General features: G+C 69.4%; 27 protein-coding genes and 1 pseudogene. 20 read left to right on the top strand and 8 right to left on the bottom strand.

Translation table 11 applies throughout. From position 1 onward, the window contains the following. The first annotated feature begins 21 nt into the window (after positions 1 to 21). From VKZ50_00495 to VKZ50_00430, 14 genes are all read left to right on the top strand, one after another. A complete protein-coding gene (locus tag VKZ50_00495; protein ID HLJ58193.1) occupies positions 22 to 1,197 on the top strand; it encodes a 4Fe-4S dicluster domain-containing protein in 1,176 nt (391 codons plus the stop codon). Continuing rightward, positions 1,184 to 1,645, top strand: a complete 462-nt coding sequence (locus VKZ50_00490) for a cyclic nucleotide-binding domain-containing protein (GenBank protein ID HLJ58192.1) — start codon at positions 1,184 to 1,186, stop codon at positions 1,643 to 1,645. The genes VKZ50_00495 and VKZ50_00490 overlap by 14 nt, the downstream gene beginning before the upstream one ends. Continuing rightward, entirely contained in the window at positions 1,623 to 2,498 is an 876-nt protein-coding gene (locus VKZ50_00485; protein ID HLJ58191.1) for an FAD/NAD(P)-binding protein, read from the top strand. Before VKZ50_00490 ends, VKZ50_00485 begins: the two co-directional genes overlap by 23 nt. Beyond that, positions 2,498 to 3,277, top strand: a complete 780-nt coding sequence (locus tag VKZ50_00480; GenBank protein ID HLJ58190.1) for an oxidoreductase — start codon at positions 2,498 to 2,500, stop codon at positions 3,275 to 3,277. Before VKZ50_00485 ends, VKZ50_00480 begins: the two co-directional genes overlap by 1 nt. Further along, a complete protein-coding gene (locus tag VKZ50_00475) occupies positions 3,267 to 4,562 on the top strand; it encodes a Ni/Fe hydrogenase subunit alpha (GenBank protein ID HLJ58189.1) in 1,296 nt (431 codons plus the stop codon). The genes VKZ50_00480 and VKZ50_00475 overlap by 11 nt, the downstream gene beginning before the upstream one ends. Continuing rightward, positions 4,520 to 5,059, top strand: a complete 540-nt coding sequence (locus tag VKZ50_00470; GenBank protein ID HLJ58188.1) for a hydrogenase maturation protease — start codon at positions 4,520 to 4,522, stop codon at positions 5,057 to 5,059. Before VKZ50_00475 ends, VKZ50_00470 begins: the two co-directional genes overlap by 43 nt. A 2-nt stretch (positions 5,060 to 5,061) precedes the next feature. Continuing rightward, positions 5,062 to 5,325 (top strand): HypC/HybG/HupF family hydrogenase formation chaperone, encoded by a 264-nt coding sequence (locus VKZ50_00465; GenBank protein ID HLJ58187.1) that lies wholly within the window; start codon positions 5,062 to 5,064, stop codon positions 5,323 to 5,325. Then, positions 5,322 to 6,083: a DUF6390 family protein gene (locus VKZ50_00460; GenBank protein ID HLJ58186.1), complete on the top strand. Its 762-nt coding sequence runs from the start codon at positions 5,322 to 5,324 to the stop codon at positions 6,081 to 6,083. The genes VKZ50_00465 and VKZ50_00460 overlap by 4 nt, the downstream gene beginning before the upstream one ends. Positions 6,084 to 6,089: 6 nt before the next feature. Then, positions 6,090 to 6,455 (top strand): hydrogenase maturation nickel metallochaperone HypA, encoded by a 366-nt coding sequence (locus VKZ50_00455; protein ID HLJ58185.1) that lies wholly within the window; start codon positions 6,090 to 6,092, stop codon positions 6,453 to 6,455. Beyond that, positions 6,436 to 7,116: a hydrogenase nickel incorporation protein HypB gene (gene hypB, locus VKZ50_00450; protein HLJ58184.1), complete on the top strand. Its 681-nt coding sequence runs from the start codon at positions 6,436 to 6,438 to the stop codon at positions 7,114 to 7,116. Before VKZ50_00455 ends, hypB begins: the two co-directional genes overlap by 20 nt. Continuing rightward, the gene (locus tag VKZ50_00445; protein ID HLJ58183.1) at positions 7,056 to 8,084 is read left to right on the top strand and encodes a DMT family transporter; all 1,029 of its coding nucleotides are present in this window, start codon (positions 7,056 to 7,058) and stop codon (positions 8,082 to 8,084) included. Before hypB ends, VKZ50_00445 begins: the two co-directional genes overlap by 61 nt. A 430-nt stretch (positions 8,085 to 8,514) precedes the next feature. Further along, entirely contained in the window at positions 8,515 to 9,381 is an 867-nt protein-coding gene (locus VKZ50_00440; protein ID HLJ58182.1) for a glycosyltransferase, read from the top strand. 132 nt (positions 9,382 to 9,513) lie between these two features. Continuing rightward, positions 9,514 to 9,867, top strand: coding sequence for a hypothetical protein (locus VKZ50_00435; protein ID HLJ58181.1), 354 nt, complete (start codon positions 9,514 to 9,516; stop codon positions 9,865 to 9,867). Between the two features lie 321 nt (positions 9,868 to 10,188). Then, entirely contained in the window at positions 10,189 to 10,395 is a 207-nt protein-coding gene (locus tag VKZ50_00430) for a hypothetical protein (protein ID HLJ58180.1), read from the top strand. Positions 10,396 to 11,018: 623 nt separating this feature from the next. On the opposite strand, the gene deoC is transcribed toward VKZ50_00430, so the two are convergent. Then, the gene (gene deoC, locus VKZ50_00425) at positions 11,019 to 11,840 is read right to left on the bottom strand and encodes a deoxyribose-phosphate aldolase (GenBank protein HLJ58179.1); all 822 of its coding nucleotides are present in this window, start codon (positions 11,838 to 11,840) and stop codon (positions 11,019 to 11,021) included. Between the two features lie 470 nt (positions 11,841 to 12,310). Between deoC and glgP the strand changes: the two genes are divergently transcribed. Beyond that, positions 12,311 to 14,836 carry an alpha-glucan family phosphorylase gene (gene glgP, locus VKZ50_00420; protein HLJ58178.1) on the top strand — a complete coding sequence of 842 codons (2,526 nt, stop codon included), beginning with the start codon at positions 12,311 to 12,313 and terminating at the stop codon, positions 14,834 to 14,836. Between the two features lie 125 nt (positions 14,837 to 14,961). Beyond that, a pseudogene (gene glgB / locus VKZ50_00415) lies at positions 14,962 to 16,860 on the top strand (1,4-alpha-glucan branching protein GlgB). A 497-nt stretch (positions 16,861 to 17,357) separates the two neighbouring features. On the opposite strand, the gene VKZ50_00410 reads toward glgB, so the two are convergent. Next, the gene (locus tag VKZ50_00410; protein HLJ58177.1) at positions 17,358 to 17,825 is read right to left on the bottom strand and encodes a universal stress protein; all 468 of its coding nucleotides are present in this window, start codon (positions 17,823 to 17,825) and stop codon (positions 17,358 to 17,360) included. Positions 17,826 to 18,108: 283 nt separating this feature from the next. Here VKZ50_00410 and VKZ50_00405 point away from each other — a divergent pair, with 283 nt between their 5' ends. Together VKZ50_00405 and VKZ50_00400 are read left to right on the top strand one after the other, a co-directional pair. Beyond that, positions 18,109 to 18,768, top strand: a complete 660-nt coding sequence (locus VKZ50_00405; GenBank protein HLJ58176.1) for a dienelactone hydrolase family protein — start codon at positions 18,109 to 18,111, stop codon at positions 18,766 to 18,768. A gap of 7 nt (positions 18,769 to 18,775) precedes the next feature. Continuing rightward, positions 18,776 to 19,090: a biotin/lipoyl-containing protein gene (locus VKZ50_00400; GenBank protein HLJ58175.1), complete on the top strand. Its 315-nt coding sequence runs from the start codon at positions 18,776 to 18,778 to the stop codon at positions 19,088 to 19,090. A gap of 107 nt (positions 19,091 to 19,197) precedes the next feature. On the opposite strand, the gene VKZ50_00395 is transcribed toward VKZ50_00400, so the two are convergent. Further along, entirely contained in the window at positions 19,198 to 19,683 is a 486-nt protein-coding gene (locus VKZ50_00395) for a YbaK/EbsC family protein (protein HLJ58174.1), read from the bottom strand. Positions 19,684 to 19,890: 207 nt separating this feature from the next. Between VKZ50_00395 and VKZ50_00390 the strand changes: the two genes are divergently transcribed. Then, complete coding sequence (locus VKZ50_00390) at positions 19,891 to 20,334, top strand: archease (GenBank protein HLJ58173.1); 444 nt, start codon at positions 19,891 to 19,893, stop codon at positions 20,332 to 20,334. A 45-nt stretch (positions 20,335 to 20,379) separates the two neighbouring features. On the opposite strand, the gene VKZ50_00385 is transcribed toward VKZ50_00390, so the two are convergent. The 5 genes from VKZ50_00385 to VKZ50_00365 all read right to left on the bottom strand — a co-directional run bounded on the left by VKZ50_00385 (position 20,380) and on the right by VKZ50_00365 (position 24,722). After that, positions 20,380 to 21,843, bottom strand: a complete 1,464-nt coding sequence (locus VKZ50_00385) for an RtcB family protein (protein HLJ58172.1) — start codon at positions 21,841 to 21,843, stop codon at positions 20,380 to 20,382. 72 nt (positions 21,844 to 21,915) lie between these two features. Beyond that, positions 21,916 to 22,578 carry a phosphoribosyltransferase family protein gene (locus VKZ50_00380; protein HLJ58171.1) on the bottom strand — a complete coding sequence of 221 codons (663 nt, stop codon included), beginning with the start codon at positions 22,576 to 22,578 and terminating at the stop codon, positions 21,916 to 21,918. A 77-nt stretch (positions 22,579 to 22,655) separates the two neighbouring features. Then, entirely contained in the window at positions 22,656 to 23,090 is a 435-nt protein-coding gene (locus tag VKZ50_00375) for a universal stress protein (protein HLJ58170.1), read from the bottom strand. Between the two features lie 35 nt (positions 23,091 to 23,125). Further along, complete coding sequence (locus tag VKZ50_00370) at positions 23,126 to 24,301, bottom strand: VLRF1 family aeRF1-type release factor (protein HLJ58169.1); 1,176 nt, start codon at positions 24,299 to 24,301, stop codon at positions 23,126 to 23,128. 142 nt (positions 24,302 to 24,443) lie between these two features. Further along, positions 24,444 to 24,722: a hypothetical protein gene (locus VKZ50_00365; GenBank protein HLJ58168.1), complete on the bottom strand. Its 279-nt coding sequence runs from the start codon at positions 24,720 to 24,722 to the stop codon at positions 24,444 to 24,446. 226 nt (positions 24,723 to 24,948) lie between these two features. On the opposite strand from VKZ50_00365, the gene VKZ50_00360 reads away from it, so the two are divergent. Then, positions 24,949 to 26,934: a S9 family peptidase gene (locus VKZ50_00360; protein ID HLJ58167.1), complete on the top strand. Its 1,986-nt coding sequence runs from the start codon at positions 24,949 to 24,951 to the stop codon at positions 26,932 to 26,934. Positions 26,935 to 26,941 lie beyond the last annotated feature (7 nt).

Here is a 26,941-nt window from a genome sequence, read left to right as displayed (position 1 = left end):
GTGTCGGTGGCGAGGAGACCGATGTCAGAGCATGACGCACCGGGGCCGTTCGTTCTCACGCTGGAGGGTCTCGGCGTATTGTTCGACTCGCTGCGTCGCCGCGGGTACCGCCTGATCGGGCCAACGCTCGCGGACGGCGCGATCGCGTACGGCGAGATCGAGACGCCCGCGGACCTCCCGGTGGGCTGGACCGACGAACAGGAGGCCGGAACGTACCGCGTGCGACGTCGGGACGACCAGGCGGTGTTTGGCTACGTCGTCGGCCCCCACTCGTGGAAGAAGTTCCTGTTTCCTCCGGCCGTGCGGCTGTGGAACGCCCGTCGCACGGAGACCGGGGGCTTCGTAATGGAAGAGCAACCCGCCGAGCCACCGCGCTACGCGTTCATCGGCGTGCGGTCCTGCGAGCTTCACGCGATCGCGATCCAGGACCGGGTGTTTCTCCACGGCCCACACGTCGACCCCGTGTATCGGGCGCGCCGGGAGGGCGCGTTCATCGTGGCGGTCAACTGCGGGCAGGCCGGCGGGACCTGCTTCTGCGTCTCGATGAAGACGGGGCCGAAGGCCCAGTCGGGATTCGACCTGGCTGTCACCGAGATCCAAGACGGCGGCCGGCACCGGTTTCTGGTCGAGGTCGGCTCGGAGCGCGGCGCCGAGGTGCTCGCAGACGTGCCTCGCACCGATGCGGACGCAGAGGACCGAGGCGCGGCACAGCAGGCGGTCGACCGCGCGGCCGCGCAGATGGGCCGCACGATGGATACCACGGATATCAAGGACCTCCTGTACCGCAACTACGAGCACCCGCGTTGGGCCGAGGTCGCCGATCGGTGTCTCACCTGCGGCAACTGCACGATGGCCTGTCCAACCTGCTTCTGCACGACCGTCGAGGACACGTCCGATCTGACCGGCGACCACGCCGAGCGGTGGCGGAAGTGGGATTCCTGCTTCACGATGGACTTTTCCTACATCCACGGCGGGTCCGTGCGCAGTTCAGCGCGGTCGCGGTATCGTCAGTGGATGACCCACAAACTCGCGACCTGGATCGATCAGTTCGGATCATCCGGCTGCGTGGGGTGCGGCCGGTGCATTACGTGGTGCCCGGTCGGGATCGACATCACGGAGGAACTCCGGGCCATCCGTGAGAGCGAGCCGCGGCCGTCCGCGGCCCCGGCACAGGAGGACGACCATGCGCGAGATTGATGATCTTCTTGCAGACCACCCGTTCTTCCGCGGTCTTCCGCCGGACGATCTCGCGTTGATCGCGGGATGCGCATCCAACGTGCGCTTCGACGGCGGCAGCTACCTGTTCCACGAGGGCGATCCTTCGGACCGGTTCTATCTGATCCGGCACGGACGGGTCGCGATCGAGATCTCATCGCCCGGACGCGGCCGCATGACGATCTCGACCCTCGGGCCGGGGGAGATGCTCGGCTGGTCCTGGCTCGTGCCGCCGTACCGCAAGCAGTCGGATTCGCGGGCGCTCGAGTTGGTGCGCGCGACGGCGTTCGACGGCGCCTGCATTCGCAAGAAGTGCGAGGAGGACCCTCGGCTGGGCTACGAGCTCCTCAAGCGGTTCGCGCAGATCATCGGGCAACGACTTCGCGCGACCCGGATGCAGTTGTTGGATGTCTACGGTACCTGGGGCTAGGCAGACGGCGGCGCTGCCGCCGGCCGCGGACCCCATGGCGCCGACGCCGTTCTGCGTCCGGCGGACCCGGCGCGAGAGCCACGACGTCGTGACGCTCGAGGCCGAGCCGGCGGCCGGCTCCGGGGAGTTCGTCTTTGCGCCGGGCCAGTTCAACATGCTCTACCTGTTCGGGCACGGCGAGGCCGCGATCTCGATCAGCGGGGATCCGGCGACCCCGCAGGTGCTGGTGCACACCGTCCGGGCCGTCGGCTCGGTGACCGACGCCCTCTGCCATCTCCGGAAGGGGCAGGTGCTCGGCGTCCGCGGTCCGTTCGGGAGCGGCTGGCCCGTGGACGAGGCGGCCGGCGGCGACCTGGTGATCGTCGCCGGCGGCGTCGGCCTGCCGCCGTTGCGGCCCGTGCTCTACCGTGTGCTCGCGCAGCGAGACCGCTACCGGCGGGTCGCGCTCCTCTACGGGGCGCGCACGCCCGCCGACCTGTTGTACCAGCGGGAGGTCGCCCGCTGGCGCGGCCGGTTCGACGTGCAGGTCGAGGCGACCGTGGACGCGGCGCCGTCCGAGTCGTGGCGAGGGCACGTGGGCGTCGTGACCACGCTCATCGCCCGCGCGGAGTTCGAGCCGGCGGCGACCACGGTCATGGTGTGCGGTCCCGAGGTGATGATGCGCTTTGCGATCGCCGACGTGCTCGGCCGCGGGGTGCCCCCGGGCCGCATCTACCTGTCGATGGAGCGGAACATGAAGTGCGCGATCGGATTCTGTGGGCACTGCCAGCTCGGACCCACCTTCGTCTGTCGGGACGGGCCGGTGTTTCGGTACGACCGCGTGGAGCCGCTGCTGCGGGTGCGAGAACTCTGATGGCCGCGCGACGGCGACCGCGCCTGGCGGTGTGGAAGTTCGCGTCGTGCGACGGCTGTCAACTGAGCCTGCTCGACTGCGAGGACGAGCTCCTCGGGCTCGCCGGTCAGGTCGAGGTCGCGTACTTCCTCGAGGCATCCCGCGGGACCGTCCGCGGGCCGTACGACCTCTCCCTGGTCGAGGGGTCGATCACGACCCCGCACGACGCGGAGCGGATCCAGCAGGTGCGCCGGGCGTCCAAGGCGCTCGTGACGATCGGCGCGTGTGCTACGGCCGGGGGCATCCAGGCGCTCCGGAACTTCCGGGACGTGCGCGAGTTCACCGCGGTCGTGTACGCGAAGCCCGAGTACATCGACACGCTCGCGACCTCCACCCCGATCGCCCACCATGTCCCGGTGGACTTCGAACTGCAGGGGTGTCCGATCAACAAGGTGCAGTTGCTCGAGGTGATTCAGGCGTTCGTGCACGGACGCCGGCCTCGGATCCCGGCGCACAGCGTGTGCGTCGAGTGCAAGCGCCGGGGCACGGTCTGCGTCATGGTGGCCCACGGGACGCCCTGCCTCGGCCCGGTCACGCACGCCGGATGCGGTGCCCTGTGCCCCGCCTACGCCCGCGGGTGTTACGGCTGCTACGGGCCGATGGAGTCGCCGAACACCGCCTCGCTCGGCCAGGGATGGCGCCGCCTCGGCGTGGCCGACGCCGACCTCCTGCGGGCGTTCCGCGGGATCAACGCCGGCGCCGACGCGTTTCGAAAGGCGGGCGACGCGCATGACAAGTAGGACGCGGACGATCAAGGTCGATGCCCTCGCGCGCGTCGAGGGCGAAGGCGCGCTGTACGTCAAGATCAAGGACGATCAGGTGCAGGAGGTGCGGCTGCGCATCTACGAGCCGCCGCGCTTCTTCGAGGCGTTCCTCCGGGGCCGGCGGTACGTGGAGGCCCCGGACCTCACGTCGCGCATCTGCGGGATCTGTCCCGTGGCATACCAGATGAGCGCGTGCGCGGCGATGGAGGACGCGTGCGGCGTCGAGGTGGACGACCGGATTCGCGCGCTGCGCCGGCTCCTGTACTGCGGGGAGTGGATCGAGAGTCACGTGCTGCACATCTACATGCTCCACGCGCCCGATTTCCTCGGGTACGCGGGTGTGATCCCGATGGCGCGCGACCACCCGCAGGTCGTGGAGCGGGGGCTGCGGCTGAAGAAGGTCGGCAACGACCTGATGACGCTGATCGGCGGCCGCGAGGTGCACCCGATCAACGAGCGGGTCGGCGGGTTCTACCGGGCCCCCGCCCGCCGCGAGTTCACGGCGATCGCGGAGCGGTTGCGGTGGGCCTGCGACGCGGCGCGTGAGACGGTCCGGTGGGTGGCGACGTTCCCGTGCCCGGAGTTCACGCAGGACTATGAGTTCGTGTCCCTGCGGCAGCCCGGCGAGTACCCGATCGACCGGGGCCGAATCGTCTCCGATCACGGGCTGGACATCGACGTCCGGGACTACGGCGACCACTTTGCGGAGGAGCACGTTCCGCATTCCAACGCGCTTCACTCGCGCCTCCAGACACGCGGCGCGTACTGCGTGGGGCCGCTCGCGCGGTACAGCCTGAACGCTGACGCGCTGTCGCCGATCGCGCGGGACGCTGCGCGCGAGGCGGGCCTCGGCGCGGTGTGCCGCAATCCGTTCCAGAGCATCGTCGTGCGCGCGGTCGAGACCTTGTACGCGTGCGACGAGGCGCTGCGGTTGATCGACGCGTACGAGCCGCCGGACCCGCCCGCGGCGGACGTGCCGCCGAGGGCCGGCACCGGCCACGGCTGCACCGAGGCGCCGCGCGGCATCCTGTACCATCGGTACACGATCGACGACGAGGGCGGGATCGCGGACGCGACGATCGTCCCGCCGACCTCCCAGAACCAGGCGCAGATCGAGGCCGATCTGCGCCGCTTGGTGCAGGCGTCGCTCGCGCTGCCGAACGACGAGCTGACGTGGCGGTGCGAACAGGCCGTGCGCAACTACGACCCGTGCATTTCATGCGCGACGCACTTCCTCACGCTGCACATCGAGCGGGTGTAGCGTTCCATCCGCAGCGCGCGCTCGTCATCGGGGTGGGCAACGCGTACCGCCGCGACGATGCCGCAGGGCTCGTGGCGGGACGGCGGCTCGCGGCGGCGGCCGCGGGACGGGTGACGGTGCGCGAAGCGTCCGGAGAGGGTGCGGGGCTGCTGGACGCGTGGGAGGGCGCCGGTCTCGTGATTCTGATCGACGCGGTGCACTCCGGCGCCCGCGCCGGCACCGTCCGCCGCGTGGACGCGAGGGCGGAGGCGGTCCCGGCGGGGTTCTTTCGGTACTCGACCCACGCGTTCGGGGTGGCCGAGGCCGTGGAGCTGGGCCGGGCGCTGGGGCGCCTCCCGGACCGGCTGATCGTCTTCGGGATCGAAGGGAAGGACTTCACCGCGGGCGTCGGGCTCTCGCCCGCGGTGGAGCGCGGGGTCGCCCGGGTTGTGCGCCGGGCGCTCGCCGAGATCGACGCAGACGCGGCGCGCCGCGGCCCGCGACCGCAGGAGGGATGACGATGTGCCTGGCGATGCCGGGGCGCGTGTTGAGCGTGGATCGCGAGGGGACGTCCGGACGCGTCGACGTCCTGGGGGCGGAGCGTGACGTGGATCTGACCCTGCTGGACGGCGTCGTTCCGGGGGAGTGGGTGCTGGTGCAGATGGGCTTCGCCGTGTCACGGATGAGCGAGACGGACGCCGCAGAGACCGTGCGGTTGTTCGAGGAGCTCGGGACGGTCCTCGCGGACGCCGCGGAACCCGGCGCGGCGGAGGCAACACCGTGAGCCGTGAGGGGGCGCTCCTCGCCGCGCGGTTCAGCTTCATGCCGAACCGGCTGGGCTACTGCGGTCCCGAAGAGAACCGGACGATGCTCCAGTACCTGGCCGACGGCCACGGCGACCGGGGCCTCGAACAGATTCTGGCCCGCTTCGCCGGCGCGTTTCCCTACTACACGTTCATCGCCGCGGCGAACGGCATCTCCGATCCGTTCCACCCGAGCGTGATCGAGGCGTACTGGATCGGCAACGCGCTCCTCGACCGCGTCGAGGCGGCGGATCTGTGGCAGCACCTCGAGGCCCGGTTTCAGAAGCGCTTCCCGACGGCCCTGCTGCGCTCGGTGCTGGGGCACGTGCCGGCCGGCGCGCGCCCGCACCACAACTTCCACGTGTTTAGCATGCCGGTGCGGACGGGGCACCGGGTGCAGGAGCACGACCTGGCCACGATGGACGCGTGCCGGATCAGTTGGGGGCGTGTGCTCGGCGTCCACGACGACGCGCTGCTGGTGGAACGGCGCCCGCTGATGTTGACCGGCGAGGAGATCGTCCTGGGGTCGCCGGTGCCGACCCGCGCCTTCCACACGTTCGACGGGCGCGCGCTGCTCGCGAACGCCGCGGCCGGGGACGTCGTGGCCGTCCACTGGGGATGCGCGTGCCACACGCTGACGGCGCGGCAGCTGCGCGACCTCGTGCGCTACACCCGCCACCATCTGGGCCTGGCCAACCGGCAGCGGCGGGGCCGCCTGTTGCTCGAGGCCGGGGGCTAGCGCCGGATGCACGAGCTGTCGATCGCGATGAGCCTGGTGGATCTGGCCGCGGAGCACGCGGGGCCGCTCGACGGCGGCGCCCGCGTCGAGGCCGTGCACCTCCGGCTCGGCGCGCTGGCCGGGGTGGTGGAGGATGCCCTCCGATTCTCGTTCGATGTGGCGTGCCGGGGTACGGCGCTCGACGGCGCGCGGCTGGTGATCGAGCACGTGCCGGTCGCGGTGTTCTGCGGCCGCTGCCGGGACGCGCGCGTGGTGGACGGGTTTCCCCTGCGGTGTCCCGTGTGCGGGGAGCCCGTGGTGGACGTGGTACGCGGCCGCGAACTGGAATTGACCGCGTTGGAGGTGTCTGGCGATGACCCCGCGGATCGTTGAAGTGCGACAGGCCGTCCTCACGAAGAACGACGCGCTGGCGAGAGATCTGCGTCGGCGGTTCAGCGCGGCCGGCGTGGGCGTGGTCAGCCTGGTCTCGAGCCCCGGCGCGGGGAAGACCGCGCTGCTGTGTGAAACGCTGCGGCGCTTGCGCGTGCGGTACCGCGTCGCTGCGCTGGTCGGCGATCTCGCGACCGACCACGACGCGATGCGGCTGCGGGAGAGCGGCGCGCCCGTGCGCCAGATCACGACGGGGACGGTGTGCCACCTCGACGCGGAGATGGTCGCGCGCGCGTTGGGGGACTGGGATCTCTCGGCGCTGGACCTGCTGTTTCTGGAGAACGTCGGGAATCTGGTCTGCCCGGCGAGTTACGATCTGGGCGAAGACCTGCGCGCGGTGCTCCTCTCCGTCACCGAGGGCGAGGACAAACCTCAGAAGTATCCCACGATCTTCAGCACCGCCGACCTCGTCGTGGTGACGAAGCTGGACTTGGCGGGGCCGGCCGGGTACGACGACATCCTGGCGCGGCAGGCGCTCGACGCGGTCCGGCCCGGGCTCGACGTCGTCCGGGTGTCGGTTCGAACCGGAGAGGGGATGGCGGAGTGGCTCGCCCGCCTCGAAGCGGGGCTGTCCTGGAAGCGGTCCGCACGGTGCCGCGCCTGACCGGCGCGGTGCGCGGTCGCGGTGGAGACGCGGCGGACGCCGCCGACCCGCGCCTCGGATATCAGTTCGCGGCGCTGAACGCGCTGATCAGCGGGTTCGCGATCTTCATCAACAGCATCGGGGTACGGGCGTTCGCGGATTCGACGCTGTACACGACGCTGAAGAACGGCGTCGTCGGCGCCGCGGTCGTGCTGCCACTGCTGTTTAGCGCGGCCCACCGGCGCGAACTGGCCGGTCTGGGTCGGCGCGAGTGGGGCCTGCTCGCGCTCATCGCGCTCGTGGCCGGCAGCGTCGCCTACGCGCTCGACTTCCGTGGGCTCCAGATCAGCACCGCGGCGACGGCCGCGGTGATCGACCACTCCCAGTTCCTCCTGGTTGCCGTGTTGGCCGCCGTCCTGCTGGGGGAGCGGCCGGGCCGCGCGGTCGTCTGCGCGCTGGCCGTGCTGGCCGGCGGCTTGGCGCTCGGGCTGAGGCTCGGGGCCGTCCACATGGACGCGGGCGTCCCGTTTCTGGTGGCCAGCACCGTGCTGTTTGCGTTGGGCGCGCTCCTCATCAAAGCGGCGCTCCGGACGATCTCGGTCGCGGTCGTCGTCGCGATGAAGATGACGGTCGGGTCCGCGCTCCTGCTCGCGTACACGGCGGCGACCGGACGGCTCGGCGCGGCCCTCCACCTATCGCCGGTCCAGTGGGCGTTTGCCCTGGTGACCGGTGGGATCCTCTTGGCGTTCACGCTGACCGAGCTCTGGGGGCTGCGCCATGCGTCGGCCACGGGGGTCATGGCGATCTCCGCGGGCGCGCCGATCGTGACCACGCTGTTCGTCGCCGCGACCCGGCATGCGCCGATCCGCCCCGCGCAACTGCTCGGGCTCGGCATGATCCTCGCCGCCGTGCTGACGATCTACGCCGTGGGGTCCAGCCGCGAAGCCCGCGTCGCCGCCCGTCTCAGGAATCGGGTGTTCGCCGGATAGTCACCGCCACCTCGCCCCGGGAACGCATACGAGCTCCGGACCCGCTCGTGGAAATGGGTCGCAAACGTGACGCGTTAGGGTCTGAGCGGAGATACGATTCCACGACTCAGGAATGTCTCGGCGCACCGTAGGGAGATGAAGAACGGTGATCCGCAGCAGAAGGACCTAATCAAGACGGCGGCCACGGCCTTGGGCCGTCTAGGGGCCCAGGCGGCCAATCGGAAGCGGAGCCCGGCGGAACGCAAAGCCCTGGCGTGCAAGGCGGTTGAGGCCCGGTGGGCACGGTATCGGGCACTCAAGAGGACGATACGGGGCACTCAAGAGGACGAAATCGCGGAACGGCTTTGATGTTCGATATTGCCCGATTACAAACGGAGCTTAATCTTCAGAGGAGTGGCTGACGTGTGTGCAGTGGGCAAGGGGGAGACGCATGCTCTCCTTTTCTATCGTAGTCGCCACGTATAACCGGGCCGATCAAATCACGGCTACGTTGAACAGCCTGCTTCGACAGAATACCCGATGCGATTTTGAGGTCGTCGTTGTTGACAACAACTCGTCAGATTCTACGGCAGCCATGGTGCGTTCTCTCGACAGAGTCCGCTATGTCTTCGAGGGTCAGCAAGGCCCTAGCTACGCGAGGAACACAGGGATCGCGCACTCCAGCGGCGAGGTTATCGCCTTTGTGGATGATGACGCGATAGCTGCCCCGGATTGGCTTGAGGAGTTGCATCGAGTGTATGAACAGTTCTCCGACGCCTGGTGTGTAGGTGGGAAGATCGTCTTGGATCTTCCGGACAAGCTTCCCCGCTGGTTTGACCCGTCCATAAGGTACCTGACTGGGTACCTGGGCGAGCTCGATCTTGGCGAAGGGGTCATCAGGCTCCCTCACCATGGAGAGCTCTACGGTTCCAATTTCTCGATCGCCAGAAGCGCCATTGATCGCGCGGGCGCGTTTCTCCCGCGCCTTGGGCGTGGTGAAGACACTGAGATATGCTGGCGGATCCAACGCGCGGGCGGTGGCGTCTTCTACACTGGACGTGCCGTGGTGACGCATCATGTTCCGTCATCGCGCCTCAAGCGCCGATTCTTCCGCCGCCGCGCCTACTGGCACGGGAGAACAGTGTTTCTCATTGGCGTGCGCAGGCGGCCGTCTCTTCTCTCTTCAGCACTGAGGGTGGGAAAGAACGCAATGCGGGCATTGCTGAAGCGCCCCATCCATGAAGGTCAACGATTTGCAGACGAGGTAGCTCTTTGGTACGAGTTGGGCTACTTGCATCAGTCCTTCATTCGTGAATAAACTAAGCAACCGCCCGATTCATAGGTTCAAATGCTCGGCGCGATGGGCGTTGTAGTTGAGCTTGCCCGCCGGGCGGTACCGCCGACCCGTCGCCTTCTCGAACGCCGCGCCATACTCGGCGGGGGTCAGGGGGTGCGGACATCACCGGCACCGCCGCTGCTAGCCGTCGATGGGACCGGCATTGGCGCGCCCGTCATCGACTATTTGAACGCCATCGGATTGCGTCCGTTCGCGGTCACCTTGACGACCGGGAAGCAACAGCACTACACGAACGTGCCCAAGGCGGATGTCGTGCACGGACTCTTGATGTTGATTCAAAGTGGCCGGTTCAAAATTGCCCGAGAGCTGACGTTGCTCCCGCAGTTCCACCGCGAGATGAGCAACTTCTGCGCATCGCAGACCCCTCGCGGCAAGACGAGTTACGCCCGCCGTCTCGGGACACGACGACATGGTGATGTCCGTCGCCATCGCGTGCTGGTACGCTGAGGCTGAAGCCAGGAGACCTGTGTTCCTCGCCGACCGCGCCGTCAACATCTACAGCCGTTAAGCGTATCTCTGATTCGGGGACAATGTGGGTGAAGGGTACGGCAGAGTAGGGAGGTACACGGCTATGTTAGTTGCGTTGCTGCTCTTAGGAGCAGGCGTGCTGCTGCTAACTGGCCATCTCATTGTCCGCTAACAGCGGGACGCGATTCGGCGTAAGACACTATGGCCTCGGCACCCTCGAAATTGGGAAGCCGGGGCCGTAGTGCGTTATGCGGGCAACTTTCGATAGTCAGGGCCGACTCGCGGAGGGAGGTGATCAGCATGAAGCGACTCTTGGTGCTCGGTCTGATGTTCGCGTGGTGGGTCGTGTCTCCCGTTCCGCCGAACACTGCGACGCTTAATGACACCGGATCAATCTACCTCGGCCCTTTTACGACAAAACACAACTGCGATCTGATGATGGTGCAGTGGAACCAGGGCGGCTTCAAGGGCACGTGCAAGACGCTTGCCAGAGTCCCGAATCACTAGGACGCCGGGCGGCGGCTCGTGCCGGCACGGCAGTACCTCTATAATCGGGTGTTCGCCGGATAGTCACCCCAGCCGCCCGCGCGTAGCCTTGGACGTGAAAGACATTACAGTGCGGAGGGTGGGGCGGTGTCGACGCAGGGCGCTCGCGCCGGCGGCAGTGGCGGCGTTGGGGTCGCGGAACGGTCCGAGTCTCAGCGGCGGACGGGCTTCGAGGTTGTGTGTGTGTGTGGGGCGCGCGTGTGTTCCGGCACGGCGGACGACGCCGCGAGAGCGTACATCTGGCATGCCTACTCCGTCCATCGTCGCAGCGTCTCAGTCTCGGATGCGCGGGCGTTGGTGCGGCGGCTCCGCGCGATATCGACCGAGACGCCGCCGTCTGAGGCGCCCGGGCCGCACGAACGCTCTGCCGCCGACGTCTACCGCCTGGATGAGGGGCGCTACTGACTCTGGATCGACGGGTGCCGGCCTCAGTCGACGTCACGACGTGATCTCGGGTTCGGTCGTGTCCATTCGGTAAATCACCGCGTATGCGGCGGCAAATCCTGGGTAGGCGCAGTCTAAACAGTCTGCCGCGGCTTCGTGCGCCGTGAGCGTGGCCTAGGCCTGCACGGACGACGGCGTTCCTACGTGGCGTATTCGCGCATGATCGCGACGGCGCTGCTCGTTCCGATCCGCGTCGCTCCGGCGCGCATCATGCGTTCCAGGTCGGCCCGCGTGCGGATGCCGCCCGCCGCCTTGACCCCCATCGCGGGTCCGACGGCCGCACGGAGTCGGCGGACGTCCTCCTCAGTCGCGCCGCGCCCGACGAAACCCGTCGCTGTCTTCACGAAGTCGGCTCCGGCGTCGCGGACCAGGAGGCACGCGCGCACCTGTTCCGTGGCGGTGAGCAGTCCGGCCTCCACGATCACCTTGAGCAGCACCTGCCCAGCGTGGGCGGCCACCGCCACCGCGGCGACGTCCCGCCGCACGTCTTCGAACAGGCCCGCCTTGAGGTCCCCCACGGCGAGCACCATGTCCAGTTCCTGCGCGCCTTGTTCGATCGCGAGCTGGGCCTCCAGGACCTTCACGGCGGTCGCCGATGCGCCCAGCGGAAAGCCCACCACCGTACAGACGTGGACGCCCGTGCCGACGAGTGCCTCCACTGCGCGCGGGACGTAGCGAGGGTTGATGCACACGGCCTTGAACCCGTACCGCGCGGCCTCGGCGCACACGGCCTCGATTTCGGCGGGCGTGGCGTCGAGTCGCAGGAGCGTGTGATCGATCAGCAGCGGCACGTCCTGCGGCGCGGGGACGGGGCGATCGGGGACCGTGGCGGCCGCCAGCGCTTGGATCATGGCTTCGTCCGGCGGTGCGAACCTCGGCGGCCGCAGGGTTGCGAGCGCCCGCCGGGCGCGGTCCACGCAACGTTCGTAGAGATCGAGGGCCGTGTCAACCGGTGCGTCCATGGTTCACCGTCCTCTCACACCGCGTCGGTGTGGATCCATCGCGCCCGCGCACACACCCGCGCCCCGGCGACGATCCCGGCGCCGATACGCTCCATCTTCACGGTACGAACCATTCCCATCGGCGAGTATCGGGTACGGGCCCGATTTTCCTCAGGACCCGGGCGCACCCCCGGCGTCCGGGCCACACATCCACAGTCGCCGCGACACCTTGTATAGTGGTGCCGCGAGGGGAATAACCGGACCAGGAGAGGAAATACTCGACGACGAGCAATCCGTGTGCGCCGGATGCGGGCCGGGCGCCGTCTGGTGCGGGCACCGAAGAACAAGGTGCGAGCGCCCGGGAATCCACGAGCGAGAACACCTCTGTCAAGGTGCCGGACAAGGCGTCCGCGCCGCTAGCCGTGACCACACATGCGAGCGGGGACGACGCCGGGCGGCGTTGTCTCTGCAGGACGGGTGGGTGAGACCGATTGCACGCCGCGTTGCGCGTTGATCTGCCCACGGGGCTCGAAGGACTCCACGAGCTCGCGTTGGATCTTCGGTGGACCTGGAGCCACGCCGGCGACGCGTTGTGGCGGGCGTTGAGCGCGGAAGCGTGGGCGCGGTTTCGGAACCCGTGGCTCGTCCTGCACGACGTGCCCCGGCCGACGCTCGAACGGCTCGCGGGAGATCGACAGTTCCTGGACGCGCTGCGGCGTCTCACCGACGAGCGCCGGCGATATCTGCGGGACCCGGGCTGGTGCGTCCGCGCGTATCCCGGCGCCGCAATCGGCCCGATCGCGTACTACAGCATGGAGTTTGGGCTCAGCGACGCGCTGCCGGTGTTCGCGGGCGGCCTCGGTGTGCTGGCCGGAGACTACCTCAAGACTGCGAGCGACCTGGGCGTGCCGGTGGTCGGCGTCGGGCTGCTCTATCACAGCGGGTACTTTCGCCAGGTCCTCGACGCACACGGGCGTCAGCAGGAGTCCTACCCCTATAGTGATCCGGCGAGCCTACCGGTCGAGCCCGCCCGCACGGCCCAGGGGACGTGGTTGCGCATTCCGTTGGCGCTGCCGGGGCGGACCTTGTGGGTCCGCATCTGGCGCGCCACGGTGGGGCGGCTGGCGCTGTACCTGCTCGATACGAACGACCCGTGGAACGGCGCGCCGGACCGGGGCATCACGAGCACCTTGTACGGCGGCGGCATCGAGCAGCGGTTTCTGCAAGAGTTCGTGTTGGGGGTGGCCGGCTGGCGTGCGCTCGAGGCGCTCGGGGTGCCGGTGGCGATCTGCCATCTCAACGAGGGGCACGCGGCATTCGTCGTGATCGAGCGCGCCCGCCGGTTCATGACGGACTCCGGGGTGTCGTTCTGGGACGCGTTCTGGGCGACCCGGGCGGGAAATCTCTTCACGACGCACACGCCGATCCCCGCCGGATTCGACGTCTTTCCTCCGGACCTCGTCGCGCGGCATTTCACGCAGCTCCCCGGGCTCCTGGAGCCGGGCGGGATTCCCGCCTCCGAGTTGCTGGCCCTCGGCCGCAGGGACGCGCATGACGCGCAGGAGCCGTTCAGCATGGCGTACCTGGCGATGCGCGGGTGCGCGGCGGCGAACGGCGTCAGTCGGTTGCACGGGGCGGTCAGCCGTCGGATCTTCGAACCGCTGTACCCGCGGTGGCCGGAACATGAGATCCCCGTCCATCATGTCACAAACGGGGTGCACATGCCGTCCTGGGACTCGGCGTGGGCCGACACGCTGTGGACGGACGCGTGCGGCAGGGAGCGCTGGCGCGGCGACGTCGCTCCGTTGACCACGGCGATCGAGCGCATCCCCGACGACGCGCTGTGGGCGTTACGGGTCGCGAAGTGTCGGGATCTCATTACGTATGCGCGAGCGCGCCTGGCCCGCCAGCTCGCGCATCAGGGTGCCGGCCCGGACGCCATCGCACGGGCCCGCCGCGTGCTCGACCCGGACGTGCTCACCGTGGGGTTCGCGAGGCGGATGACCGAGTACAAGCGGCCGGCGCTGCTGCTGCGCGATCCCAAACGCGCGATTCACCTGCTGTCCAACGCCACGCGACCGGTGCAGCTCATCATCGCGGGGAAGGCGCACCCCGCGGACCAAACGGGCAAAGAGATCGTGCGCGCCTGGACCGAATTCGTCGCCCACCCCGCGGTGCAGGAGCACGCGATCTTCCTCGAGGACTACGACATGGCGTTGGCGCAGGAACTCGTGCAGGGCGTGGACGTGTGGCTCAACACACCTCGGCGGCCCTGGGAGGCGTGTGGCACGAGCGGCATGAAAGTGCTCGCGAACGGCGGCTTGAACCTGTCAGCGCTCGACGGGTGGTGGGACGAAGCGTACGCGCCGGACGTAGGGTGGGCACTCGGGGGACCCGGAGACGCCGTCGATGCGGAGCGGGACGCCGCGGAAGCGGATCAGCTGTACCGCCTGCTCGAGGAGGAAGTCGTTCCGGCGTTCTACACTCGGGATGCCGCCGGGCTGCCGCGCGCGTGGCTCGCCCGGATGCGGGCGAGCATGGCGCGCCTCGCGCCGCAGTTCAGCGGGAATCGGATGATCCGCGAGTACCTCGAGACGTTCTATCTGCCGGCGACGGACGCGGTGAGGCGCCGGTGTGCCGACGGGGCGCGGCTCGCGCGGGGGCTGCGCGGGTGGTGGAGCGACCTCGCCGCGCATTGGCCGGAGCTGCGGTTCGGCCCGCTCGAGGTCCAGCGCGACGCCGACGCGTGGCAATTCGAGATCGCCGTGGCGCTCGGCGCCATCGAACCGTCGCAGGTGCGGGTCGAGTTGTACGCGCCCGCGCTCGAGGCCGGGACACCGGCGGAGCGCGTGGAGATGGAGCGGCACGAGCCGACGGCGGGCGGCGGACACGGATATCACTACCGCACCGTCGTCCGGACATCGCGGCCCGCCTCGGACTACACCCCGCGGATCGTGCCCTTCCACCCCGAGGCGCACGTCCCGACGGAAGCGGGGCTCATCTTGTGGCAGCGGTAGGTTGCTGACTGCTTGTGGCAGCGGTAGGTTGCTGACTGCGCATTGACGGGATCGTGCCCACCGCGAGAGCGCACGACACATACACGGTCGCGCGTAGGGCGGATGCCGGGGAGGTCGTGGCGCACATGAAAGCGACAGTGGACCGCGACACGACGTTGCTGACCGCAGACGATCTCTATCTGTTCAACGAGGGCAGCCACGTCCGTCTGTACGACAAACTTGGTGCTCGCCCGATGACGCTCGACGGCGTACCGGGCGCGCACTTTGCCGTCTGGGCGCCCGGCGCGGAACAGGTGTCCGTGTTCGGCGACTTCAACGGGTGGAACAATGCGTCACACCTAATGCGGTCGCGGGCGAGGTCCGGCATTTGGGAGCGCTTTGTGCCGGACGTGCCGCTCGGCGCGCTCTACAAGTACCATATCGTCTCCCGAGATGGCCGCTATCGGGTCGACAAGGCCGACCCGTTCGCGGTGCGCGCGGAGCGACCGCCGGGCACGGCGTCCGTCGTCTGGGATCTCGACTACGTGTGGGGGGACGCGGACTGGATGGCGGGGCGCCGCCGGCGCAGCGCGCTCGATAGCCCGGTGGCCATCTTCGAGGTCCACGTGGGGTCGTGGATGCGAGTGCCGGAAGAGGACTACCGCTTCCTCACCTACCGGGAACTCGCCGCCCGCCTGCCAGGGTACGTCCGACGCATGGGCTTCACGCACGTGGAGCTGATGCCGGTGATGGAGCATCCGTTCTACGGCTCCTGGGGGTATCAGACGACCGGGTACTTTGCTCCGACCAGCCGGTACGGGTCGCCGCAGGATTTCATGTACCTCGTCGACTGTTTCCACCGGCACGGGATCGCCGTGATTCTCGACTGGGTGCCGTCGCACTTCCCCACGGACGAGCACGGCCTGGGCTACTTCGATGGCACGCACGTGTACGAGCACGCCGATCCCCGGCGGGGCCTGCATCCCGACTGGCATAGCTGCATCTTCAACTACGGGCGGCACGAGGTGCGGAGCTTTCTGTTGAGCAACGCGCTGTTCTGGTTGGAGAAGTATCACGCCGACGGTCTGCGTGTCGACGCCGTGGCGTCGATGCTCTATCTCGACTACTCGCGCCGCCCGGGGGAGTGGATTCCCAACGAACACGGCGGCCGCGAGAACCTCGATGCGATCGCGTTCCTGCGCCGGTTCAACGAGGAGGTCTACCGGCATTACCCGGCCGTGCAGACGATCGCCGAGGAATCGACGGCGTGGCCGCAGGTGTCGCGCCCGACGAGCGGCGGGGGCCTCGGGTTTGGGTTGAAGTGGGACATGGGGTGGATGCACGACACCCTGCAGTATATGGCCCGCGATCCGATTTATCGCGGGCACCACCAGGACGCGCTCACGTTCCGGGGGCTCTATGCGTTCACGGAGAACTTCGTTCTCCCGTTATCGCACGACGAGGTCGTGCACGGCAAGGGGTCGCTGCTGGCGAAGATGCCCGGCGACGAGTGGCAGAAGTTCGCGAACTTGCGGCTGCTGCTCGGGTACATGTATCTGCAACCCGGCAAGAAACTCCTGTTCATGGGCGACGAGTTCGGGCAGTGGCGCGAGTGGCGTCACGACGAGAGTCTCGACTGGCACTTGTTGGAGCACTCCCCGCACCTCGGGCTGCAACGCTGGGTTCGGACGCTCAACCGAGTGTACCGCACGGAACCCGCGTTGCACGCGTGGGATTGCGATCCGCGAGGCTTCGCGTGGATCGACTGTAGCGATCGCGAGCAAAGCGTCATCAGCCTGGTGCGGCGCGGGCCGTCCGCAGACACCGTGGTCGTCGGGATTCTGAACTTCACGCCGGTCCCGCGTCACGGGTACCGGGTCGGCGTGCCGCGCGGCGGGTTCTGGCGTGAACTGCTCAACAGCGACGCCCGAGAGTACGGGGGGAGCGGCATCGACAACGGCGGGCTGCCGAGCGAGCGGGTGCCGTGCCACGGTCAGCCGTATTCGATCGTGGTCACGTTGCCGCCGCTTGCCGCGGTGGCGTTCCTGAGCGAGGCGGTCACACCGTGGGACGAGGCGCCGCCGGGATCTTCGTGTGACGCCGACGCGGGCCCGCGGGCGCGCCCGGCCCCCGAGTATCGCGCGCCCGCAACGCCGCGCGGCGCACTGGGGACAGCCCCGGGACCTCCCGACCGAGACCTCGATACACCAGCCCGGGTGCCGTGGATCCGCGCCGCCGAGGGGTCCGCGAACGAGCGAGCCCGCGATCGCCCGGCGCGCGCGGCCGCCGGCACGCCCGACCGGAACCTGGGCGCGGCGGATGCCGCAAAGGGACTGGCCGAGCTGATCTGGACGCTTGAGCGAGAACGGCAGTGTTCGATGGCGCCGGCCGTCTTGCAGTACGTGTTCGAAGCTGTCCGCACGGAGTTGCAGTACCGCCGGCGGACCGGCGCCCTGGAAAGCCAGCTAGCCACGCTGACCCACAGCCGGTAGGCGGGTATCGCCTACCGGCTGGTTGGTAGTGCGACCGTGAGGGGCGCCGGCTACCTCGCGGCGACCAGCACGCGGGCCGCCCGGAGCGTGAGCACGGGGCAGGGTGCCTGCCGCACGACGGCCTCCGCAACGCTCCCGAGCAGGGCTCGCTGCAGCCCCGTGCGGCCGTGCGTCGTCATCACGACCATCTCCGCCGGGAGGGTCTCGGCGAGCGCGAGGATCTCCGCGGCCGGATCGCCGATGGCCACCTTCAGGTCGGCCTGGATAAACTCGCGCGCCGCCCGCGGCACCGACGCAAAATACCAGTGCTGCAGTCTCGCGTGTTCGGTCTCGAGTTGCACGTCAACGAACTCCCCGGCGTCCACCCGTTCGTCGACGTGCTGCTGCGATAGCACATGCAACAGCACAAGCCGCGCCTGGAGGCGGCGGACGAGCCCGACAGCGTACGCTACCCCGTCGATCGACGCCGCAGACATATCAGTCGGCGCCAGGACGATCGGTTCGGATGTCGTTGTCATGATGTAACCCCCTCGTTGAGGACCTTCCCCAAGACGATGCTACCGCACGTCGGGACGCCCGATCATAGGGTTTCGGCCCGATTTCGCGGATTTCTGGCCCGATCGTCGGTCGGCCAGATAGGGCGCGGAGCGGGGGGCTGCGGAATCGGTTGCCCGCCCGATCGTTTCCCGAGGCAGGAGTTGCTACCCTGGAGCTCGGCGGGGAAGACGTGGTCGGCTGTTGTTGGACTCTATGCCGGCCGAGCGTCATCGGTCGGGATCGGCCGCGGCGGAGGGTTGAATTATGCCTATCGGGGAGCGGGCGGTCCGGATCTCCGTCGAAGGCGGCACGCTTGAGGGTGTGCTGGAGATTCCGGAGGGGGCCCGGGCGATTGTGCTGTTCGCGCACGGGAGCGGCAGCAGTCGCCACAGTCCCCGGAACCGGCTCGTCGCCAGCGCACTCCGCGAGGTCGGTCTTGGGACGCTGCTGACGGACCTGCTGACACCCGACGAGGGGACGGCGGATGCGGTGACCGCCCACCTGCGATTTGATCTCGCACTCCTGGGCGCGAGGTTGCTCGCGGTGACGGACTGGGTCCTCCGCGACCACGATACCCGTGGGCTCCGGATCGGCTACTTCGGCGCCAGCACGGGCGCGGCGGCCGCGTTGATCGCGGCCGCGGAACGCCCGGCGGTCGGTGCGATCGTGTCCCGCGGAGGACGCCCCGACTTGGCCGGGGACGCGCTGGCGCGAGTTCGCGCGCCCACCCTGTTGATCGTCGGAGAACGAGACCACACGGTCCTCGCGTTGAACCGGGACGCGCTGCGTGCGTTGCAGACGGAGAAGGAGCTCGCGATCGTCCCAGGCGCAACGCACCTGTTTGAAGAGCCCGGGACCCTGGTCGCGGTTGCGCTGTTGGCGCGCGCGTGGTTTGTACGTTACTTGGCGGGGACGGGGGAGTAGAGAGCCGATGCGGACGCCGGTTGCGGCGGTGATGTTGGCGCTCCTGGTCGCCTCGCTTGGCGTGGCGCCGCGGGCGGCTGCCCAGAGATCTCCCGTCGTCGTGCACGCAGCGATCGGGGGAACGGTCGTGGCCCAGGGCTTGGTGCGCGCCGGCCAGGCGGTCAAGCAGGGCGACCCCCTCGTCTACGTGCAAACCGCGACAAGTCCCACGCCTGCGCTTGCCGCGGTCGCCCCGGCCGACGGTCAAGTCGCCCGCGTTGCCGTCAAACCCGGGGACACCGTCAAGATCGGCGATCCGGTGGTCGAGATCCAGCCCCCGTAACGGGTTTCCTTGCCCCTCGAAGCGAAGCGCCGCGCAACGCCCTGCGAACCGTTGCGCGGCGCGCTACGGCGGCGTAGCGGCTCCGTGGCCTGCCCGCCGCAAAGCGGTCAGGCTGCCTGAGCGACTCTCGAGAAGCGCCCGACCCGCGGCTTCACCAGCCGCTCGAAGTCGGTGTAGGACATCGTGATCACGTCCTGGTGGGTGCCGGCGTTGAACAGGATCACCGGATCCCGCGCCAACGTCGAGTCCACCAACACGGGGACGTGGTAGAGCTGGCCAAACGGCGGCATCGCGCCGACTTCGCAGTCCGGAAACACGTGCTCGAACTCGTCCTCGCGGGCGAGTCGGACGCGTTCGGCGCCGGTCTCGGCCTCCACCAACTCCGCGTCCACCTTCATCGTCGCCGGCAGCACGACCATTTCCAGTGTCTCGTCGGCGAGGATCAGGACGACCTTGGCGACCAGGTTGCCGGGAACATGCTCCACCTGGGCGAGCTCCTGGGCTGTGAATCGGGTCGGATGGTGGCTGGCCGTGTGCGCGATGCCCTGTTCCCGGAGATAGGCGCACAAGCGGTCGACGCATGTAGGCTGCATCTGCCTCACCCCCGTCGAAAACGGCTCCGGTTCCATCTTCACGGTAGCCCGTCGCGAGCGCCTGGGGAATCAGGCGGTCGCCCGATTCGCTCGTCTGCGGCCCGGTGCGCACGGGGGCGGTCCGGCACCCGGCGGGAAACGCGAATGGATCGAGGGCCCGATGGCGCTGCCGCTCGAGTGCCGCTACGATGACGCGGGGTGGGCGCGATGAGCGCGAAGGGGCGCCGGAACGGGCTGCGGCCGTTCGAGACGTTTGAGCACACAGCCGATATCGGGCTGATCGTCCGCGGGCGGACGCTGCGGGCGCTCTACGTCAACGCGGCGTACGGGCTGGTCTCGCTGATCGTTGATCCCCGCGGCCTCCGCGAGGCCATCGTCGAGCGCGTCACCGTCTCCGCCTCCGACCGTGAGACGCTGCTCGCGGCATGGCTCAATGAGATCCTGTATCTGCTGGACGCCCGGCGATTTCTTCCGCGCCGGTGCCGCGTGAGGTCACTCACCGAGACCGCGCTCGAGGCCGATCTTGTCGGGGATGCGTTTGACGAGCGTCGGCACACGTCCCGTCGGGTGGTGAAGGCGGCAACGTATCACAATCTCGAGCTCACGCGAATCAACGGCGGGTGGGAAGCCCGGGTCCTCCTCGACGTCTGAACTAGACGCCGGCTCCGGTCCGCCTGCGGGAGCGGAGCTCCGGCGTCACCCTTTGATGACAGCGAGCGGTCGGAGTCGTACGACGCGTCGTGTGAGGCCCGCCCCGTCGCTCACCCGCACGACATCCGCCACGTCCTTGTACGCTTCCGACGCTTCCTCGGCGAGCAACCCTCGGCTCTTGGCGCGGACGAGCACGCCGCGCCGGGCGAGCGCGTCCACGAGATCGACGCCGCGCAACAGGCGCCGGGCGGCCCCGCGGCTGCGCAGCCGCCCCGCGCCGTGCGGGGCCGACCCAAACGCGTCCGCGAGTGCACGCTGGGTCCCGACGACGACGTACGAGTACCGGCCCATGTCTCCCGGGACGAACACCGGCTGGCCGACGTCCCGATATTCGGACGGCACGTCCGGGTGCCCCGCGGGGAATCCGCGTGTCGCACCCTTGCGGTGCACGCACACCGTCAGCCGCCGCCCGTCGACCACGTGTTCTTCGATTTTCGCCATGTTGTGCGCGACGTCGTACACGATCTCGATGTCGAGCGACGCGGCGGTGCGACCGAGGACCTCCTCGAACACCTCGCGGACCCGGTGCGTCATGACCTGCCGGTTGGCGAACGCGTAATTGGCGGCGGCGGCCATCGCCCCGAGATACGCCTCACCTTCGGGAGACCGGATCGGCGCGCACGCCAGCTGGCGGTCGACCAGGGTGATCCCGTAGCCCGCCGCGCGCGGCGCGCAGAGACGCAGGTAGTCGTCACAGACCTGGTGCCCGAACCCTCGAGAGCCGCAATGGAGCAGCACGGTGATCTGCCCGAGCCGGTTGACGCCGAACGCCGCAGCGAGGTCGCGGTCGTAGATCTCATCGACCCGTTGCACCTCGAGGAAGTGGTTTCCCGCGCCGAGGGTGCCGAGTTGATCCCGACCGCGGACGCACGCCCGCGCGCTCACGGTCTCGGGGCGCGCGCCGGGGATGGTGCCCTGTGACTCGATGTGGCGGAGATCGCCCGGGCGCCCCAGGCCTCGCCCGACGGCCCACGCGGCGCCGCCGACGAGGACGTCGTCCAACGCTGCTCGGTCGAGCACGAGACCGCCCTGCGCGCCGACACCGGTGGGGACCGCGTGGAACAGTCGGTCGGCCAGCGCGGCGAGGTGTGGCCGGATCTCTTCCTCGCTCAGGGCGCTGCGCAGCAGACGAACGCCGCAGTTGATGTCGTAGCCCACGGCACCCGGGGAGACGACGCCGTCGTCGAAGCGCATCGCCGCCACGCCGCCGATCGGGAAGCCGTACCCCCAATGGATGTCTGGCATGGCGACGACCCAACGCACCACGCCCGGCAGCGTCGCGGCATTCGCGACCTGATCGATCGCGCGATCCTCCTCGAGATCGGGCAGCACGCGCTCATCCGCGTAGATGACGCCCGGTACGCGCATCCCCGGTCGGTAGTCCACGGGGATCTCCCACCGGTAGGCGTCGAGCCGCCGCAGGCGCGCGATCGTTCGGGAGACGCTCATCGCTCGCCTCCTGCCCGGCGAGTCCTGCGCGAAGGCGACCTCCGCGACATCGTGGCGGCACCCTCTCCGCGGCTACGCCGGCTGCGGGCCGGCCTCGCGGGCCGTTCCGGCCGGCATCCCGAGCGCGTCTTGCACGTCGTCGTCGCTCACTTGCGGGAACAACCGGTAGAACTGCCCGACGGCCATGAAGTGGGCCGGTTCGGACAGCACCACGAGCTCGTCGACCAGGCCCCGCAGACGCCGGGCCGTGTCTTGCGCGGCCACGGGGACTGCGACGACGACCCGCACGGCCCCCCAGCGCCGCACGGTTTCGATCGCGGCCTCCATCGTGTGTCCCGTCGCGATCCCGTCATCGACGAGCACGGCCGTTCTGCCGCGGAGCTCGGGCGGTCCGTCGCGCCGGTACAGGGCCGCGCGTCGCCGGATCACCTCGCGGGCGCGTCCGATCGCGTCGTCGACGTAGGTGGTCGGGATCGTCAACGCGGCGATCGTGTCGGCGTCGAGCGTTGCCGCGCCATCCTCTCCAACGGCGCCGATCGCGAACTCCTCATTGCCCGGCGCGCCGATCTTGCGCACGACGACGACGTCAAAGGGGGAGTGGAGCGCGCGGGCGACTTCTCGGGCGACGACCACACCGCCCCGCGCGAGCCCGAGGATCGTAGCGTGTTCGAGGGTGCGTCGCATCAGCGCGTCGGCCAGCTGCCGGCCGGCGTCTCGGCGATCCATGAAGATCATCGAGAACCACCTCCCGGGCCGCCGCAGGCCCGACAGGGCGACGATCGCGCCCGGGCCGCGGCCAGGGCCCTCCCGCGCTACTGCACGACGACCACAGGGCAGTGGGCTCCGTGGAGGACGCGTTCGCTGACGCTGCCGAGGATCAGCCCGCCGATCCGGCCGAGCCCACGCCGGCTGAGGACGATCAGATCCGCGTGGGCCTCCTCGGCGACCTTGAGGATCTCGTGTGCCGGGTCGCCCGTGCGGTACAGACAACGTATCTCGACGGCCTTCCCCTTGAACAACTCTGCGGTACGGGCGAGGATCTCCGCACCCGCCCGCTCGAGCGACTCCGTGACGACCCGGAACTCCACAACGCCGTGTACGCCCGGACCGGTGATCGGCGCGGCCGGGATGTGCCCGACGTTGACGAGCGTCACGTCGACGTCTCCGAGCTTAGTGGCAAATGCGACCGCCCACTGGGCCGCGCGTTCCGCGTGTCGCGAGCCGTCCGTGGCGAGCACTACTCGCATCGCAGTACCCTCCTTTGCTGTGCCGGTCCCCGCGCCTACGCGGGCCGCGCGAGCCGGGGATGCCGAAGCACCCCTCCCAGGCCGTCCGCGAGGCGGCCGGATTGCTGCGGCCCGATCAGTTCGAGCGTCGCCCCGTGGCGGCGCGCGAACACCGGGAGCACTTGCGCGAGCGCCGCGCTCTCAAACGCCCCACCGCACATCGGGCACCGCTCGGCCTGAGCCGCGGCGATGTACCCGCAGGCGTGGCACTCCCAGACGTTCCCGTCCACATCGCGGGCGGAGACGAGCACGCGAACGTCGCCGCTCATCAGCGCCTCCAAGGTCGCCGCGCGACCGGCAACGCCTCGGTCGCCTTCGGGGCCCCCGGCCAGAACGTCCGCAACGAGTGCGCCCTCATGCCGGTGACGGTCTGCGAGCGCCAGCGGCAGCGTCCGACGTGCGATCTCCTCCACGGGAGCGGTTGCCGCAAGCCCGATCGTGCCCACAATGCGGTTCCTGAGCGGTGCCGGCAGGGCCGTGCGCACCGCGCTCGTCGCCTCCTCCGGGCCCGCCAGGATCAGCCGATCGATCCCGCGTTCGTCGAGGTCGCGGGTCGCCGACGTCGCGACCTCGTGCCAAAATTTGCGGTGCTCCGCATCGATGCGCGCATCAAACGCGTCGCGCTGCGTGCCACGGCCGGCGGAGATGCCGGAGAGCCGGGCGGCGGTGCGGACGCGGCCGCTCTTAAACCGCCAGTCGCTCGGATCCAGATGGAGGACTTGATCGTCCACGATGGCGACGCCGCCGAGGTATGCGACGGCGATCCGCGCGTGATCGCGGGCCACGATGAGGATCGCGTACGGGCTGTACTCGGCGGATGCCCACAACAGCCCCATGAGATCGGGCCGGCCGTACCGCACCCGGTTGGGGAGCGGGATGGGCAGGGGGTATTCGCGCCACAGATCGGGACCTGCAAACACTGCCAGCCCGCGGCCGCGTGGCGGGGTTTCGTCCACGCGCGCAAGAATCCGGCGGGCCGTCCGTCGCGCTTCCTCGCGACGCCCTTCGGGAAGCCGCTCCACCAGATCGTGCACGGCTCGGTGCAGCCAAATTCGGTACGCCGGATTCGGCGTCTGGTGCTCCGGTTTCGTCGGGTCGATGTCGAGCGACATCGATAGCACATTGTCGCGGTCGAGCGTCGTAAGCTGAGTCAACTGTCTCGGATCAATCATGCGCCAGCCTCCGAGTCCGTCGTCACGCTACTGCCCCGTTCCCCAGTTCCACTCTAGGCGGCGGCGTCGGCGCTGAGTATCCGGCGGGCGCCCGATCCGTCGGCCCGTCCCGGGCGGCGGCACCCGGTGGCGCCTGGCCGGGCTACGCGGAGACAGTGGGCGGGTGCTCGGGCGACGCCGGTTGGGGATGGCGTCCGAGGCCCATGTGGTCGAGCCTCATGCGCCGGATCGAGGCATTGGCGCCGTGTCGGCTGGCGAGCCGCTCCGCGCGCGCCGTCCGTCGGTAGCAGTCCAGGCAGAGGACGGTCCCGTGGTGTCGCACTCCCACGGCGTCGTCGTGGCCGCACACCCGGCAGACGGTGTCCTGAAAGACGGGCAGGCTCTCGGTGTGCTGCGTGTAAGCGGATGTTGCGACGGCCATCGTGTCCACCCCCGGTTCGTTGTTTGACCCCTATCATGCCCGCTTGGCTGCGTCTGGTGGATCGGGCCCGGACCCGATTCGGGGGGGCTGGCCGCCCGATGTCGCGGACCGGATCGGTCGCCGCGGCATCGGGGTATGCGCGTCTCGTCCATGCGCAGGACCGCGGTGTGGCCGTCATGAAAGGAGACATGCGCCCGTACCGACCATCCGAGAGGGAGGAAGACCTGTGCCTGATTCCCCGCGTCCCCTCACGCCCGACGACATCGGGAAGATCGTGACCATGTCCGACGCGCAGCTCTCGCCAGACGGCCGTCTCGTTGCGTATACGCGTACCGAGACGGATCTCGAGCGGGACGAGTACCGTTCCGCGATTTGGATGGTGCCGGTCGGCGGGGGTGATCACGTTCGGGTCACCCGGAGCGCCGGTCGGGATTCAACGCCGCGCTGGTCGCCCGACGGCCGCTGGATTGCGTTTCTGTCCGATCGCGACGGGCGTCCCGCTCAACTCTACCTGCTCCCCGTCGCGGGCGGCGAGCCCTCCCGGCTGACCTCGCTGCCCGGCGGTGCCGGCGCGGCGGTGTGGGCGCCCGACGGCTCGCGGATCGCATTCTGCGCACGGGTCGCCGAGGACGCTCCGCCCGCCGATCGCGAGGCCCGGGACCGGTGGGCGCAGCGGCCGCGGGTCGTGACCCGCGCACAATACAAGACGGACGGGGCGGGGTACACGTTCGACAGCGTGTCCCACGTCTTTGTCGCGGTGGTGGACGACGGTAGCGTCTCCCAGCGCACCGTCGTGGATGCGGAGCATCTCACGCCCGCGTGGTCGCCCGACGGGCGTCACCTCGCTTTCGCCCGCGCGCGCACCGGGACGACCGACTACAGCCTGTTCGACCTTTGGGTGATGGACGCCGACGGCCACAACGCCCGTCATCTCTCGGACGCGGTGGGCCGGGTGGTCGCCCCCTCCTGGTCCCCCGACGGCCGGCTCATCGCGTTCTACGGCCATGACGAGCAAGACCCCGGGCTCGGCGACGCCATGGTGCGCGTCTGGGTGGTGCCGGCGGCGGGCGGGCCCGCCCGCGCGATCACCGCGACGCATCACCGCGCGGTGGCGCTGGCGCGGCCGCCCGAGGCGACCACGCCTCCCAGGTGGTCGCCGGATGGCCGCACCGTGACGGTGCCGATCGCCGACGCCGGGAACGTGCACGTGACGCGGGTGTCGGTCGCAGACGGCGCGGCGCGGCTCGTCGTCGGCGGGGAGCGTCAAGTGCAGGGGTTTTCCGCGGCGGCGGGCCGGATCGCGTTCTGCGCCACGGAGTGGCACGTGCCGGGGGACGCGTACGCGAGTCGGGAGGACGGTTCGGAGGAACGCCGGTTGACGCGTGCCAACGCGGACTGGCGGTCGGAGGTCGCGCTTCCCCGCGTGGAGCGGAGGGCGTTTGCGAGCCCTCATGGCGGGGAACTGGACGGGTGGGTCGTTCACCCCATCGGCGGCCGCGGCCCGGCGCCGCTCCTGGTGGAGATCCACGGCGGCCCGCACAGTTATCACGGCAACGCGTTTCCGCTGGGGTCGCTCCACGCGTTCGTGCTGGCCATGCACGGCTGGGCGGTACTCGAACTGAACCCGACCGGCTCGGGTTCCTACGACAAGGCGTTCGCACACGGCATCCGGGGTCGGTGGGGCGAGCACGATCTCCCGGAGCAGCTCGCCGCGGTGGACGCGCTCGTCGCGGCCGGGATCGCGGACCCGGCCCGGCTCGCCGTCAGCGGCTACTCCTACGGCGGCTTCATGACGGCGTGGACGATCACGCACACCGACCGGTTCAAGTCGGCGGTCGTCGGCGCACCCGTCGTCAACTTCGAGTCGTTTCACGGAACGTCGGACATCGGATTGTGGTTCGGTCCGTGGGAGCTCCGCGGCGATCTTGTGGGGCACCGGGAGACGTACCGTCGGCTGTCGCCCATCAACTACGTCCAACGCGTCGTCACGCCGACGCTGATCGTCCACGGCGAAGCCGACGATCGATGCCCGATCGGTCAAGGCGAGGAACTCTACGCGGGCCTGCTCGCCGCCGGGCGGACGCCCGCGGAGTTCATCCGGTATCCCGGACAGAGCCATGCGTTCCGGGGGTCCGGCCGCCCGAGCCACCGGGTCGACGTGGTCAGCCGCGTCGTCGAATGGGTGGAGCGGTACACGACTGAGGCGCGCTGAGGGCGAG

This window comes from bacterium (assembly GCA_035295165.1).
GTDB lineage: Bacteria > Sysuimicrobiota > Sysuimicrobiia > Sysuimicrobiales > Segetimicrobiaceae > JAJPIA01.
Note: the sequence above shows the minus strand (reverse complement) of the source record. Positions and strands in the feature narration are given on the sequence as shown.

Excerpts from the sequence above, each read along its gene's own strand:
- VKZ50_00495 (HLJ58193.1), top strand. The coding sequence starts at position 22 with ATGTCAGAGCATGACGCACCGGGGCCGTTCGTTCTCACGCTGGAGGGT.
- VKZ50_00490 (HLJ58192.1), top strand. The coding sequence starts at position 1,184 with ATGCGCGAGATTGATGATCTTCTTGCAGACCACCCGTTCTTCCGCGGT.
- VKZ50_00485 (HLJ58191.1), top strand. The coding sequence starts at position 1,623 with ATGTCTACGGTACCTGGGGCTAGGCAGACGGCGGCGCTGCCGCCGGCC.
- VKZ50_00480 (HLJ58190.1), top strand. The coding sequence starts at position 2,498 with ATGGCCGCGCGACGGCGACCGCGCCTGGCGGTGTGGAAGTTCGCGTCG.
- VKZ50_00475 (HLJ58189.1), top strand. The coding sequence starts at position 3,267 with ATGACAAGTAGGACGCGGACGATCAAGGTCGATGCCCTCGCGCGCGTC.
- VKZ50_00470 (HLJ58188.1), top strand. The coding sequence starts at position 4,520 with ATGCGCGACGCACTTCCTCACGCTGCACATCGAGCGGGTGTAGCGTTC.
- VKZ50_00465 (HLJ58187.1), top strand. The coding sequence starts at position 5,062 with ATGTGCCTGGCGATGCCGGGGCGCGTGTTGAGCGTGGATCGCGAGGGG.
- VKZ50_00455 (HLJ58185.1), top strand. The coding sequence starts at position 6,090 with ATGCACGAGCTGTCGATCGCGATGAGCCTGGTGGATCTGGCCGCGGAG.
- hypB (HLJ58184.1), top strand. The coding sequence starts at position 6,436 with ATGACCCCGCGGATCGTTGAAGTGCGACAGGCCGTCCTCACGAAGAAC.
- VKZ50_00440 (HLJ58182.1), top strand. The coding sequence starts at position 8,515 with ATGCTCTCCTTTTCTATCGTAGTCGCCACGTATAACCGGGCCGATCAA.
- VKZ50_00430 (HLJ58180.1), top strand. The coding sequence starts at position 10,189 with ATGAAGCGACTCTTGGTGCTCGGTCTGATGTTCGCGTGGTGGGTCGTG.
- deoC (HLJ58179.1), bottom strand. The coding sequence starts at position 11,840 with ATGGACGCACCGGTTGACACGGCCCTCGATCTCTACGAACGTTGCGTG.
- VKZ50_00410 (HLJ58177.1), bottom strand. The coding sequence starts at position 17,825 with ATGACAACGACATCCGAACCGATCGTCCTGGCGCCGACTGATATGTCT.
- VKZ50_00405 (HLJ58176.1), top strand. The coding sequence starts at position 18,109 with ATGCCTATCGGGGAGCGGGCGGTCCGGATCTCCGTCGAAGGCGGCACG.
- VKZ50_00400 (HLJ58175.1), top strand. The coding sequence starts at position 18,776 with ATGCGGACGCCGGTTGCGGCGGTGATGTTGGCGCTCCTGGTCGCCTCG.
- VKZ50_00395 (HLJ58174.1), bottom strand. The coding sequence starts at position 19,683 with ATGCAGCCTACATGCGTCGACCGCTTGTGCGCCTATCTCCGGGAACAG.
- VKZ50_00390 (HLJ58173.1), top strand. The coding sequence starts at position 19,891 with ATGAGCGCGAAGGGGCGCCGGAACGGGCTGCGGCCGTTCGAGACGTTT.
- VKZ50_00385 (HLJ58172.1), bottom strand. The coding sequence starts at position 21,843 with ATGAGCGTCTCCCGAACGATCGCGCGCCTGCGGCGGCTCGACGCCTAC.
- VKZ50_00380 (HLJ58171.1), bottom strand. The coding sequence starts at position 22,578 with ATGATCTTCATGGATCGCCGAGACGCCGGCCGGCAGCTGGCCGACGCG.
- VKZ50_00375 (HLJ58170.1), bottom strand. The coding sequence starts at position 23,090 with ATGCGAGTAGTGCTCGCCACGGACGGCTCGCGACACGCGGAACGCGCG.
- VKZ50_00370 (HLJ58169.1), bottom strand. The coding sequence starts at position 24,301 with ATGATTGATCCGAGACAGTTGACTCAGCTTACGACGCTCGACCGCGAC.
- VKZ50_00365 (HLJ58168.1), bottom strand. The coding sequence starts at position 24,722 with ATGGCCGTCGCAACATCCGCTTACACGCAGCACACCGAGAGCCTGCCC.